General features: G+C 36.2%; 12 protein-coding genes. 10 read left to right on the top strand and 2 right to left on the bottom strand.

Going from position 1 to position 13,346, the window contains the following annotated elements; all coding sequences use genetic code 11:
- Positions 1–235 precede the first annotated feature (235 nt).
- The 7 genes from LDK52_RS18200 (at position 236) to LDK52_RS18230 (ending at position 7,343) form a co-directional block, all read left to right on the top strand.
- Positions 236–493: a hypothetical protein gene (locus LDK52_RS18200; protein WP_277587342.1), complete on the top strand. Its 258-nt coding sequence runs from the start codon at positions 236–238 to the stop codon at positions 491–493.
- A 23-nt stretch (positions 494–516) separates the two neighbouring features.
- On the top strand, positions 517–1,182 hold the full coding sequence (locus LDK52_RS18205) for a hypothetical protein (RefSeq protein ID WP_277587343.1): 666 nt from the start codon (positions 517–519) through the stop codon (positions 1,180–1,182).
- Positions 1,154–1,705 (top strand): hypothetical protein, encoded by a 552-nt coding sequence (locus tag LDK52_RS18210; protein WP_277587344.1) that lies wholly within the window; start codon positions 1,154–1,156, stop codon positions 1,703–1,705. Before LDK52_RS18205 ends, LDK52_RS18210 begins: the two co-directional genes overlap by 29 nt.
- Positions 1,702–1,920, top strand: a complete 219-nt coding sequence (locus tag LDK52_RS18215; RefSeq protein ID WP_277587345.1) for a hypothetical protein — start codon at positions 1,702–1,704, stop codon at positions 1,918–1,920. Before LDK52_RS18210 ends, LDK52_RS18215 begins: the two co-directional genes overlap by 4 nt.
- A gap of 136 nt (positions 1,921–2,056) precedes the next feature.
- Positions 2,057–2,200 (top strand): hypothetical protein, encoded by a 144-nt coding sequence (locus LDK52_RS18220; protein ID WP_277587346.1) that lies wholly within the window; start codon positions 2,057–2,059, stop codon positions 2,198–2,200.
- A gap of 128 nt (positions 2,201–2,328) precedes the next feature.
- Positions 2,329–7,026, top strand: coding sequence for a phage tail tape measure protein (locus tag LDK52_RS18225; protein WP_277587347.1), 4,698 nt, complete (start codon positions 2,329–2,331; stop codon positions 7,024–7,026).
- Positions 7,023–7,343, top strand: coding sequence for a hypothetical protein (locus LDK52_RS18230; RefSeq protein ID WP_277587348.1), 321 nt, complete (start codon positions 7,023–7,025; stop codon positions 7,341–7,343). Before LDK52_RS18225 ends, LDK52_RS18230 begins: the two co-directional genes overlap by 4 nt.
- 23 nt (positions 7,344–7,366) lie before the next feature.
- Here LDK52_RS18230 and LDK52_RS18235 read toward each other — a convergent pair whose 3' ends face one another.
- Positions 7,367–7,543, bottom strand: a complete 177-nt coding sequence (locus LDK52_RS18235; protein ID WP_277587349.1) for a helix-turn-helix domain-containing protein — start codon at positions 7,541–7,543, stop codon at positions 7,367–7,369.
- Positions 7,544–7,901: 358 nt separating this feature from the next.
- Here LDK52_RS18235 and LDK52_RS18240 point away from each other — a divergent pair, with 358 nt between their 5' ends.
- Positions 7,902–8,873, top strand: coding sequence for an Abi family protein (locus tag LDK52_RS18240; protein ID WP_277587350.1), 972 nt, complete (start codon positions 7,902–7,904; stop codon positions 8,871–8,873).
- Between the two features lie 355 nt (positions 8,874–9,228).
- Here LDK52_RS18240 and putP read toward each other — a convergent pair whose 3' ends face one another.
- Positions 9,229–10,716, bottom strand: coding sequence for a sodium/proline symporter PutP (gene putP, locus LDK52_RS18245; RefSeq protein WP_277587351.1), 1,488 nt, complete (start codon positions 10,714–10,716; stop codon positions 9,229–9,231).
- A gap of 132 nt (positions 10,717–10,848) precedes the next feature.
- Here putP and LDK52_RS18250 point away from each other — a divergent pair, with 132 nt between their 5' ends.
- Both LDK52_RS18250 and LDK52_RS18255 read left to right on the top strand, forming a co-directional pair.
- On the top strand, positions 10,849–12,012 hold the full coding sequence (locus tag LDK52_RS18250) for an exonuclease SbcCD subunit D (protein ID WP_277587352.1): 1,164 nt from the start codon (positions 10,849–10,851) through the stop codon (positions 12,010–12,012).
- Positions 12,009–13,346, top strand: a 1,338-nt coding sequence (locus LDK52_RS18255) for an AAA family ATPase (RefSeq protein ID WP_277587353.1), incomplete at its 3' end; no start/stop codon positions are given. The genes LDK52_RS18250 and LDK52_RS18255, both read left to right, overlap by 4 nt.

Here is a 13,346-nt window from a genome sequence, read left to right on the forward strand (position 1 = left end):
AGGTTTCAAAACTATTTATTGCTATATTGCCGTATTGCTGAAATTTACTCTACTTCTATATATATAGGGTGTTAAGGCAAATAGACATACCACTTTTTATATATTTCTTTTAAAGTAGCAATAAAGCAATAAATAGAATAAAAGAACTAAAAAACTTAGTAATATCAACAGTTTTCCCTTATTGCTTAGTCGGCAATAAGTCAGCAATAAGGGCAATGAAAAGGAGGAACTAAATTTGATAAAACAAAACATATTCACACTCAAAGAAACAACTTATTCAAAACCTACTGAATTATATTCAGTTGTTGAAAGGTGTGTCATCTGTAATCAACGTCATATTCATGCAGCTGAAGAAGGGAACGTTTCAGCGCATTGTATCGACTTGCCATACAGAGGATCTTACGATTTAGTGATAGATCGTGAAAATGTCGATAACCTTCGAATGATTGAAAAATATAACATTCAACTTCAAAAGGACAAAAGGCGAATATAAAAGGTCGGTTTATTTTTAAGGAGATGAGAGAAATAGAAAAATACATTTATGGCTTAGCTGCTGATTTTAAAAATGTTTACGTTGACGTGAAAAAAGGTTTAACAGATTTTTGCTATCTAAATGATGAAAAAGTCAGATATAGCAAGGATATCGCTTTTACACTTGGACATGAACCAAAGGAGTTTATCACCAGTATCCTAACGCAAAGTGAGAATGGAGAATTGATTTTAGTTGAAAAAGATGGGTTATTATTCTTCAGATTTTCACCTAAAAATGAGCATGGAAACCGTATTTTTAGGTACGTAAAACAAAGAAAGTTACGTCAATGCAGTTATATGTATAAAAAAATGAAGCGTACTAGGGATTTGAAGAATGAAAGCAAGTGTGGTGTGGAGGGTAATGAACGAATTTACAAAAATGAAGGTGTTATTTATGAGATTTGTCTAACCAATACACCTAGAGATACAGATACCTTCTGCACTACAGATAAACATCATCCAAGATTAAAGTGGATTGTGTGGGAGCAAAACATCACGCTAAGCGATGAAGACCACTGGAGAGAACATATGGAATGGGATGCATTTGGTCAAGAATTAAAAGATATGGGAAATCGTATCGAACAATTAGATCGACAACTAATAAAAATGGAGGTAATGAGCAATGGTAATGAAACAAGTAAAGGAAATTAAACAATCAACAACTGATCAATTAAACGGTATTGGTAAGCAAATAGAAGAATATCAATCTGAAATCGAAAAGTACAAAACAGAAAGAATCACAATGTTGAAGGATGGTAATGGTGCAAAAGCTATCGAGATACAACGAAGCATTGATGCGTTACAACAGTTTATTGATGCATTTGACAGTGACATTGACAAAGTAATGATTGAACGTTCATCTATTGATGCTCTCATAGAAAAGGAAATCATCAAGTATTTAAAAGAAAGAACAGGCCTGCTAAATATGTATAAGGAAAAGGCTGAAGAACTTAAACCTATTCACCAAAAGTTAGTAGATGGTCTTGAAGAAATGTATGGTCATTATGAAAGAATTAACCATATCAATAACTATTTGGAGTACATATCCAATGAGATGAGCAATGAAGCAACAGGGGATCTAAATAAAATTGATTTAGTTGGGTACACACCAGCTAACACAATGCCTTTATTCAGGGAGTTACTAATTCCAAGCGTAAAGGGGGTGAGAAAATGATAAATATATCTGAACATGCTAAAGAAATATTTGTGGAGCAAATCAATGTATCAAGGGAAGTACTTAACAAATACGAACAAGATCACACTGCTGAAGGAACGGAAAAGTTTTACCGACATGCAAAAATACTAGATGACATATGTTCACGATTGGATATTGCAGAGCAAAGCGAAAAAAATGCTAAAGAAGTTGGGAAAGTGTTAGCTACTCTCTAAAAATAAATACCCCCCTCCCATTTTTTCGAAAAATAAAAAAAGCCCTACACCGGTTGTCCCAATCGCTGAGCGCTCGACCATATTTTTAGACAAAGGGGGGTAAAATCATTTATTTGTAAAATTAAGGAGTGATTCCATGGCTAGAATAAAGAATACTAGATCGGGTTCGCACATGGCCAGTCTAGTTGAAAACCAACAGTATCAGCTTTACTGGATTATGAAGCGATTGAAACGGGATAAGAAGCAAAGGTTATTAGTGGAAAGAGAAAAACAAAAATAGGACTCGCCAATTTTGGAGTCACCTAATAATAGGTCTTAAATTGGTACAGAAAAGCTATTAACATATTAAAAACCCATAGATTTCAATGAACAACTTAATAAAAAATATGAAAATAAGAAGGTGAGAATATGACAACAGAAATTGGTAGTTTAGCAGTTTCCCTAAGCATGGATGCATCAAATTTCAACGGTTCAATCAATCAGATGAATAGGCATCTAGGAGCAATGGGTTCTGAATTAAGAGCGGCAAAAGCATTGGGCGCAGAATATGGAAAGTCAATCGATGGTTTAACATCTAAGAAAGAAATATTAACGAGGTCCGTAGGGACTTCTACAGTTAAATTAGAGGCAGAACGTAGAAAGTACGATGAATTAGTAGCAAGCGGTACGGCAAATGAAGCACAACTGGAACGTCAAGCAAGACGTGTAAATGAGGCACAGGCTGCGCATAATCGTTTATCTACAGAATTAAATCAAGTCACTGAGCAGTTACGTATTCAATCCTCAGCTTGGACTCAAAATGGAGAACGAATGCAAGCTTTTGGAGGTCAACTATCTTCTGTGGGTGACAAAGCTACAAAAATTGGTAAAAACTTATCAATGCACGTAACAGCCCCTTTAATGGCAATGGGTGGTGCTGCATTTAAAGCGGCGGTAGATTTTGAAAGTGCGTTTGCTGGTGTAAGAAAAACTGTGGACGGAACAGAAGCGGAATTCCAAGTATTATCTGATGGCATTCGTGATATGGCAAAAGAAATCCCTGCTGCAGCTACAGAAATTGCAGGAGTTGCAGAAGCTGCAGGACAATTAGGAATCCAAAAAGAAAGTATTTTAGGTTTCACTCGAACGATGACGGACCTTGGTGTTGCAACTAATATGTCATCTGAAGAAGCGGCAACAGCACTTGCTAGATTAGCAAATATCACTGGAATGAATCAAAAAGATTTCGATCGATTAGGGTCCAGCGTCGTAGCCTTAGGTAATAACTTTGCGACGACGGAAAAGGAAATTGTGGAAATGGGACTCAGACTGGCAGGGGCAGGTGCTCAGGTTGGCATGAGTGAAGCAGATATTTTAGGGCTTTCAACAGCCTTAACATCTGTAGGAATAAACGCAGAAATGGGTGGTAGTGCATTTTCTCGCGTTATGGTAAGTATGCAATTAGCGACTTCCACAGGATTTACTAAGGTTCAAAAGCTATCAAATGAAACAGGCTTGTCTTTGCGTGACTTGCAAATGATGGCATCCCATAGTGGAAAAGCGTTTGGAAATATGGCTGAAGATATGGGCATGACCAAGAAAGAACTGAAAGCTATTGTAAATGCTGGTGTAGAACTTGAAGGATTTTCTAAAATTGCGGGCATGACGGGCGAACAATTCAAGCAGGCGTTTGAAAAAGATGCAGTTGGAGCAATCGGAAGTTTTATTGATGGACTTGCCAACGCTGAAGACTCAGGAGATACAGCTATTAACATGCTTCAGGAGATGGGTATTACAAGCGTTCTCCTACGTGATAGTTTACTAAGAGCAGGTGGAGCAAGTGAACTGTTTGGTTCAGCTATCAAAGTATCTAATGCCGGTTGGGATGAAAACATAGCGCTCACGAAAGAAGCGGAAGAACGTTATAAGACAACTGCATCCCAAATAAAAATATTGTGGAATGACATTAAAGATTTAGGTATGGAATTTGGTGGCGTATTAATCCCCATCGTTAAAGATGGAATAAATACAATCAAACCTTGGATAAGCTCCTTAGCACAGGCGAGTGATGGAACTAAGAAAATGGCGCTAACTTTTGGAGTATTAGCTGCAGCAGTTGGTCCTGTACTCGTTGTAGGAGGTACTCTATTATCTGGATTAGGCGGATTAATAACAACTGTGGGAGCATTATCAACTAGCATAGGTGTGGCTGGAGGTTTAGGCGCATCACTTTTAGCTCTAGCAAATCCAATTGGACTTACTGTCGCAGGACTTGCTGCAGTAACAATAGGTGCAGTTGCATTATACCGCCATCTCGATCAAAAAGGACTTCCACAGATTGATATCTTTGGTGATAAAGTTTCTGATTCAACTAAAAAAGCGGTTACTGGATTCGTAGAATTGAATGATAAAGCGACTGTGGAATTAAATAAACTTTCTTGGGGTGGAATGGTAGTCACACAAGATATGGCAAATACCATAATCCAAACATTTGATGCAATGGGAGATCAAGTACTAGCAAAAATGACGGAAGATCACAGTGCGCAATTAACTCAGTTAAAGAATTATTCAGCACAATCGAGTATCTTGACAGACGAACAAGAGCAAGAAGCCATTTCAAGATTAGAAGCATTCAATGCAGAAAAAGAGAAGAAGACAGAAGAAACAAATGCTCGAGTGGCAGAAATAGTAAATAAAGCCGTTGAAGAAAACAGAAAAACAACTTATGAAGAAAATGCAACAATTAAAATGCTTCAACAGGAGAGGTTTGAAGCAGGTTTACAAATTCTTTCTCAGAGCGAGCTAGAATTTAAAACGATAATGGAACGTATGAAGGCACAATCTGCTGAAATTACTGCAGAACAAGCTATTCAAACTATTGATGATGCTCGCAAAACTAAAACAGATGTAATCAATGAAGCGGAAAAACAATACGAGGATACAATTGCATTCATTATCAAAATGAGGGACGAAGTAGGTGTATATACTGGTGAACAAGCTCGTCAAATGATTTTAGAAGCACAAACACAGAAAGATGGTGTGGTTGCTGAAGCTGACGAAATGTATTCCGAAGTATTGCGAATTGCTAAAGAAAAAGGCGGAGAGCATCTCACAGAAAACGAAATCATGCTTGGTAAACAATTGAGCCTATGGGATGAATGGTCGATTGATATTACAAAAACGGCGGCTATTACTTACTTGAAGGTTAACGGATCATTTAAAAATATGGCTATAAATGGCGCTATCTCGTTGGGTGAATTACGTCAAAAAGGTTCAGAGGCTTTTATAGGAATGCATAGATCAATTGATTATGTGATGGGCGATCTACCTAAATTGATGAAACGAAAAATGGCTGAAGCTTTAGCAGAATTAACTATAAGAGTTATAGGGTTTACAAATGTAGGTAGAGATTTAGTGCAAGGTTTGATTAATGGTATGAAAGAAAAAGCGAACGAAATAATAATCGCTTCACGAGAGATTGGTACCTCTATTATTACAACAGTTTCTAGGGTACTTCAGCGACGTTCACCATCAAGAGTCATGTTCGCAATTGGCCAAGATACTTCAATGGGATTGGCGCTTGGTATTAAAGATAAAGAAAATGAAGTAACAGCTAAAGCCGCTCAAGTTAGTAAATCATTAATTGCATCCGCTAAAAATGTCCTTTCCAAAGGGACTAAAGAAACAAATGCTGAAATAGCTGTAATCAATAAAAAAGCAAACGAAGAAGCGATGAAAATTGAAAAACGTGCCAATGAAGATATTCATCAAATAAAGAAAACTGCTAAGGAGAAGAAACGCAAGCTCACTTCTGCAGAACTTTTAAAAATACAACGCTTAGAACAAGATTCATCAACAAAAGTTAAAAAGATTAATGAAAGGGCGGCATCTGATGTTTCCAAAATTAATTCGAAATCAGGTAAAGAAAGATTAGATGCGCTTAAATTATTTGTGGAAGAAAAGAAACAAACGGAGCAACTTGCATTGGTTGATGAAGTGAAGATTTGGGAATCATCTATCTCCTCGTTTAAAAAAGGTACCAAAGAAAAAGTGGAAGCACAAAAGTCTTATCAGAAAGCATTAAAGGCTATTGATAACGAAATTCTTTCTACAAACAAAGAATATACAGACAAAATGAAATCAATTAATGATGATTACAATAACTCCGTTCAAGATTTGCTAGATAAATACAACTCCATGGTGGACAGTAGAGCAAATTCGTTACGCTCATTTTCTGGATTATTTGAAGAGTTTACGTATGTAGTTGAAAAGTCTGGTTCTGATTTACTCATGAATCTTAATAGCCAAGTGGAAGGATTTAGAACATGGCAAACAGAAATGGACAAATTCGCAAGTAAAAGAGTTGACTCCGGATTAATTGAAGAACTTCGTGAGATGGGTCCTAAAGCATTGCCGGAATTATTAGCGCTCAATTCATTAACAGACGAGCATTTAACTATCTATTCTAATCTGTATAAAGATAAGACTGCTCTTGCTCGTACACAAGCTGAGAAAGAATTGTCGGGTATGAAAAAGGATACAGAAGCTAGTATCACCGAGTTACGAAACGTTGCCAACACAGAATTAGAAAAACTACGCCTTGAATGGGTTAATAAAATCAAGTTAATTACCAAGTCTTCTGATGATGAATTGAAGTCACTTAAAACCATTGGTGAGAATGCAGGTAAGGGACTTCTTGAAGGACTCGCATCGATGGAACCGGCTCTAACTGCAAAAGCTAGATCTATTGCAAATAGTATTCAAGCGGCCATGAAATCGGCTTTACAAGTTAAGTCACCTTCTCGTGTCACAATGGGGATAGGACGTCATATCGGTGAAGGATTGGTTCTGGGAATGGAGCAAATGCATGCAACAGTTGAAAAAACTGCAATGCATTTAGCACGATTTGCTACTCCATCTGTGGACGACCAAAGCTATGGTGCATCTGTTAATAATAGAAATGGTAAAAATAATGTCCATTCACAAAATGATAGACCAATTATTATCCAACCCGCACCAGTTATTATGGACGGTAGAACAGTTGGAGAGATAGTTTTTGAAACTATTAATAATTTGCAATACAGTCAAACTTCTATAAGTGCAATGATGAAAGGGGTAAGCCTATGAACAACAGTTTGAATCTCCAACTAGATCATCAGAAAAGCATGATTTTATTTACTATCACTGCTGAAGCTAAAAAAATGAAAATCATGGCTCAAGATTTTTTAAAGAAAAGTAAAGGACAAGTTCCAACAACTCAACGTGCCATATTAAAAAGCCAGGTAAGTACTCTTATAACGGGTGCAAACAAGATACTTAAAGAATCCCGTAAGATGCATTTTAAAGGCGCTACGGTTGATTTAATTGAGTATTTAGAGGAAGTATTACAAGAGGTAAAGAATGAGCGTAAAGGCTTGGAATCAATGATGAAATTATTGAAGTAAAAGGGGCTTAGGCCCTTTTTTATTTATTCTTCTATAAACCATTTTTCAATTGTTTCTTTATGGAACAAAATACGTCCTCGAATCTTTTTATGTGGGATTTCCTTTAGTCTTGCCATTGTATAGATAGTTCCAATAGATACTCCTAATAATTCAGCTACTTCATTAACTGTAAGTGTAATTCTTTTAGTGGTAGGGTCCATATTGTTTCCCTCTTTTCTTATGTTACTATGTTATTTTATTTTTAGCTATTTCGAGTATTCCTATACTGACAGGTGTTCATTAAATTTTGAACAAATATTATAACAGAAATAGTCAATTGAAGTATCAATTCTAATGAATTATATTTTTATTCCGTATCTCCCTCTCTGGTTCCTAAGTGCATGATATAATAGTTTCAAATATTAGGAAATTATGCGATTTAAATAATTTCACACAGAGGAGAGGTCATATGAAAAAAGCAGAGTGGGGTGATTTGATCAAGTTCAAAAAAGAACTCGAATTGCAACAGAAAGAAACAACTGCAAGTACAACGATAGCGATTGATTGGAGGGGAAAATTATGAATGGTAAAAATACCAATAGTTTAATGAGGTATATGAGGGATATACATAGTATTGAAATACAAGGAAGTAAACACAAAAGAGAATTATTGAATATGGGATATTATCATGGTTTTAAAGGATATCGATTTATAAGGAGTTCTCAAAATAGAATTAATTACACCCATTTTGATGAAGTAACAGCTATATATGAATTTGATATGGTTTTAAAAACACTTTTTTATCCAAATCTAATGCTGCTTGAAACCGCTTTAAAAAACTATACTCTGGAAGTTGTAATTGAAAGCGGTTCTTCCGATTTTGAGTACGTTTTCACTAATCTTTTAAATGATTATAAAAAAGAAGCGGTAGGCAGTGGAAAATATAAGAAAAAGATGAAATATAGGCTAAATTTACGTGATAAGATCTACAATGCCATCACTTATAGTTACAGCGATGGAAGGCCAGTCGTTCAACATTACTATCATAAAAATGATCAAGTACCTTTATGGGCAATATTTGAAGTCATTAGTTTGGGGAACTTTGGTTCTTTTGTGCAATGTTTAAATTACGATACTAGAGTAATGGTTACAGAAAAGTTAGGCATCCATACTAGTTCTCATAATCATAATGGTAGGATGCTAGAAACGATTATTTTCCTTTTGAAAGACATCAGAAATGCAGTAGCTCATAATGCAGTAGTTTTTGATTGTAGATTTAAAGGTAGTGAATCTTCAGCGGATTTAAAAGCCTTTTTACAAGCTGAAACAAGAATCCGCAATATTACTTTTGACAGTATTGTGGATTATTTGATACTAATAATTTATTTAAGAAAAAAAATAGGTACATCTAAAACAGAGTTAAGGAAAGTTATAAAGAGTTTTGCTCAGGAGACAGAGAACCTTATAAGAGTCTCTTCTCCTGAAGTTCATACATCTATATTAGGAACAGACTCAAGAAATAAAATAAATGGTTTAATGACTTATGTATAATTAAATATCCTTTACACATAATAAAATTAATGTTAACATACAGTTAACTAATAGCGGTGTATAGCTTCGGCTTGCACTTAAGAGGACTGGATGCGTCTGGTCCTCTTTTAAATTGTTTTTTAAGAAGGACTTCGGTTCTTCTTTTTTTTTTTGCCAAATTCCTTACACATTCTTTACGCAAAAAGCACCCCTTTTATAAGAGGTGCTGCATACATATATTATAATTACCCTTGCCCAGTTATTGAATACCAAATTGAATACCATTTGAATACCAAACACTTAGTATTCATTGAAATACATTGTGAAGGTAATGTAGTTAAACTCGCATTATTACTGGGTTTTGATGTTATTTATCTTATTCTTTACTTTCCTTCAACAAACGTAATGTTTCATCGAATTCTTTTTCGATTTCCGCATTCGGTTTGTATGTCATTAAGCTGACTACAACCGCTACGATCAATGCAAGTACAAAACCAGGAACGATTTCATATAATGCTCCTGAAAGTGCATCATTTGTACCCCAAACTACTACAACTACAGCACCAACAATCATACTTGCCAATGCCCCAGCGGAAGTAATTTTTCTCCAGTAAAGTGATAGTAAGATAACTGGACCAAATGCTGCACCGAAGCCTGCCCATGCAAATGCAACAAGGCCTAAAATTGTTTCGTTTTGTTCCCAAGCAAGGACTGCAGCGGCAATGGAAACGACTAATACAGCGATACGACCATAATTTACATATGTTCTATCGGATGCATCTGTTTTAATAAGAGCTTTGTATAAATCTTCTATTAAAGCGGAAGAAGTAACGATTAACTGAGAAGAAATGGTACTCATAATCGCTGCTAAAACTGCTGCTAATACTAACCCAGCGATAAATGGATGGAAAACAACTTGCCCCAATACGATGAATATTGCCTCCGGGCTTGAAAGAGATAAATCCGGGTTTTGTTGGTAATAAGCAACTCCAACTAATGCAGTTGCAATTGCACCTACAAGACTTAAAATCATCCAACCAATACCTATTCGACGAGCTTGTTTTGTTTCTTTAACAGAACTAATTGCCATAAAGCGAACGATAATATGTGGCTGACCAAAGTAACCTAGTCCCCAAGCTACAGAGGAAATAACTCCTGCAACTGTTGTACCGGCGATCAGACTTAAATGACTAGGGTTCACAGCTTTAATAGATTCTACTGTTTCACCTATTCCGCCGGTCATAAATACACCAAAGACTGGTACAAGTATTAACGCTAGGAACATAAGTAGTCCTTGAAGGAAATCTGTATAACTAACTGCAAGGAATCCTCCAAATAATGTATAAGCTACAACTACCCCTGATACGACTAAAAGTCCTGTATGATAGTCTAAACCGAATGAGCTTTCAAAGAAAACTCCTCCCGCTACCATCCCAGACGATACATAAAACGTAAAGAATAGTAAAATGATTAAACCAGATGCAACACGTAATAATCGAGATGATTGCTTTAAACGACTTTCTAAATAACTTGGTATCGTTATTGAATTGCTTGATACTTCTGTATATACACGAAGCCTAGGTGCTACGTAAAGCCAGTTTAGATATGCACCGATTGTAAGACCGATTGCAATCCAAGCTTCACCCATACCTGATAGATAAATTGCGCCTGGTAAACCCATTAATAACCACCCAGACATATCTGCAGCTCCAGCACTAAGTGCAGTAACAGCAGGGCCTAAAGAACGACCTCCAAGCATGTAATCCGTTAAATTGGCAGTTTTTCTGTAAGAGTACCAGCCAATTGCGAGCATTGCGATCATATAAATAATAATGGCTGTTAGTTGATAACTTTCTGTTGACATATAAACATCCTCCTCCCAATTTTTATCATAACATGGTAACAATTAAGGTGCACTAATATTTTGTAATATCCATAATTTACAATGGCTTTAAAATAGTCAGAAAGTAATCATAAAACGAAGGAGTGTATTTCTTTGAAGTTTTTCCACACAGCAGATTGGCATCTTGGTAAATTGGTACAGGGGGTGTACATGACGGAGGATCAACGTGTTGTCCTAGAACAATTTCTCCAAGCAATAGATTCAGAAAAACCAGATGCAGTTATTATTGCAGGGGACCTATATGATCGTGCAGTCCCTCCAACGGAAGCAGTACATTTATTAGATGAAATGTTTGATGAGATTGTGTTGAAACGCAAAACTCCTTTATTAACTATTGCAGGAAATCACGATAGTCCAGGTCGCTTAAACTTTGGTAGCAAGCTAATGAAAGAAACTGGCTTATACATCGTGGGTCAATTAACCCATGGTATGCAAACGGTTAAGCTAAAAGACGTATTTGGAGAGGTGCATTTCCACCTTGTACCATACGCAGATCCTTCGCAAGTACGATACCTATTGGAAGAAGAGACAATTATTACACATAACCAGGCGATGAAAAAAATAATAGAATCAATAGAAAAGAAAATGGACAAAACGAAAAGACATGTATTTATAGGACATGCATTTGTGACTCCTTATGGGCAAGAGGAGGAAAATACGAGTGACTCCGAACGTCCTTTAGCTATAGGTGGTGCAGAATATGTAGATGCAAATCTATTCCAACCTTTTCACTACACCGCTTTAGGACATTTACACCAGGCTCACTATGTATTAAACGAAACAATTCGATATGCTGGATCTCCATTGAAATATTCCATTTCAGAGGAACACCACAAAAAGGGCTTTTTCATTGTAGAGATGGATGCAGAAGGTAAAACAACTGTGGAAAAAAGACTATTCGTGCCTAATAGAGATATGCGAACAGTCGAAGGATTTTTACAAGATATATTAAAGCAACCAGTTAGTGAAGATTATGTGTTTGTGAAACTATTGGATGATACTCCGATCTTATCTCCGATGGAACAAATACGTACGGTCTATCCAAACGCTATGCACGTCGAACGAAAAGCATTTCAATTACTAGGTTTTTCAGAAGAAACGGAAGTTGGACGGTCGAAAAAGGATGATTTTACATTATTTCGCTCGTTTTACACGGAAGTCAGTGGAAAAGAAGCATCTGAAGAAACGGAACAAATTTTTAAAGATGTCTTAACTTTATTAGCACGGGAAGAGCGGGAAGGAGGAAAAACAAATTGAAACCAATTGAACTGAAAATGAGTGCGTTTGGTCCATACAAATTTACTGAAACGATAGATTTTACCGAGCTAAAAGGCAATCAGTTATTTGTTATTTCTGGAGCAACTGGAGCGGGGAAAACAACTATATTTGATGGGATTTGTTTTGCGCTTTACGGTTCGGGCAGTGGGGAAGATCGTCGCGATACGAAAATGATGCGTAGTGATTTCGCAACGGATGATACACATACTTCTGTAGAGTTGATCTTTGAGATACATAATCGACGTTACCGTGTATTGCGACAGTTAGGTCATGTGAAAAAAGGCAATAAAGGTGCAACAGGGGAACGATACGAATTTTTTGAGGTACAAGCAACCGGAGAAGTACCAGTTGTAGAAAGACAGATTGTATCGGAGATCAATAAAAAAATAGAAGAAATCATAGGATTGACTTTAGACCAGTTCAGTCAGATTGTCATGCTTCCTCAAGGGGAGTTTAGAAAGCTCCTAACGTCTACTACAGAAAACAAAGAGGCAATATTACGTAAAATCTTTAAAACAGAGCCGTACAAAATGATTCACGAAAAGCTCAAAGAAAAAAAGGTAGTTGCAGAAGCAGAACTTAAAAGAGAGCAAATGACGCAGGATAATTTTACGGAAAAAATTATTGCTTCATTTCCTAGTCGAGCGTCTAAGCTATTTCAATTAATAGAAGAAGATAACTTTAATACTTTTCAATTAGTAGAAGCACTAAAAGAAGAGATGACTTTTTATAATGAGAAGATAGCATTAGACGAACGTAATCGCGAAGAAGCGTATGACCGACATATGAACAAGCAAAAAGCTTACCACGAATCTAAAACTATCAATGACCGCTTTAGCGAGCTAGAAATAAAAGAGCAACAACTTAATGCATTAAATGAACGTAAAGAGGAATTCAAACTGAAGCAGCAACAATTAGAATCTGCCGATCGTGCAAGCATTATAGAACCTGTTGAAAGTTATTTCAACGAGCTCGGGCTAGAAGTTAAAGGAAAGCTGGCATTACTCGAGAAAGCAAAGAAAGAAAAAACGATCGCGGAAGAAAATTTGCAACAAGCAGAAGTTATCTTTACAAAGGAATTAAACAATAAAGAAGCACGAGAAAAAAGTGTGGAGACAGTTATCCATTTAAACAGTCTATTACCTATATTTGAAGAGTTAGAGATGAAGAAAAATGAGTTGTTGTCACTAGAAAAAAGTAGCACACAGTTAGAGCAAAAGCTTTCGACAATAGTGGTAAATCTTCAAAATCAAAAGGAAATAAGTATAGGACAGAAGTTAGAAATAGAGAAACTAGAAGAACGAGTAGAACCA

This window comes from Psychrobacillus antarcticus (assembly GCF_029533155.1).
Classification (GTDB): Bacteria; Bacillota; Bacilli; order Bacillales_A; family Planococcaceae; genus Psychrobacillus; species Psychrobacillus antarcticus.

Excerpts from the sequence above, each read along its gene's own strand:
- LDK52_RS18210 (WP_277587344.1), top strand. The coding sequence starts at position 1,154 with ATGGTAATGAAACAAGTAAAGGAAATTAAACAATCAACAACTGATCAA.
- LDK52_RS18230 (WP_277587348.1), top strand. The coding sequence starts at position 7,023 with ATGAACAACAGTTTGAATCTCCAACTAGATCATCAGAAAAGCATGATT.
- LDK52_RS18220 (WP_277587346.1), top strand. The coding sequence starts at position 2,057 with ATGGCTAGAATAAAGAATACTAGATCGGGTTCGCACATGGCCAGTCTA.
- LDK52_RS18205 (WP_277587343.1), top strand. The coding sequence starts at position 517 with ATGAGAGAAATAGAAAAATACATTTATGGCTTAGCTGCTGATTTTAAA.
- LDK52_RS18240 (WP_277587350.1), top strand. The coding sequence starts at position 7,902 with ATGAATGGTAAAAATACCAATAGTTTAATGAGGTATATGAGGGATATA.
- putP (WP_277587351.1), bottom strand. The coding sequence starts at position 10,716 with ATGTCAACAGAAAGTTATCAACTAACAGCCATTATTATTTATATGATC.
- LDK52_RS18215 (WP_277587345.1), top strand. The coding sequence starts at position 1,702 with ATGATAAATATATCTGAACATGCTAAAGAAATATTTGTGGAGCAAATC.
- LDK52_RS18235 (WP_277587349.1), bottom strand. The coding sequence starts at position 7,543 with ATGGACCCTACCACTAAAAGAATTACACTTACAGTTAATGAAGTAGCT.
- LDK52_RS18225 (WP_277587347.1), top strand. The coding sequence starts at position 2,329 with ATGACAACAGAAATTGGTAGTTTAGCAGTTTCCCTAAGCATGGATGCA.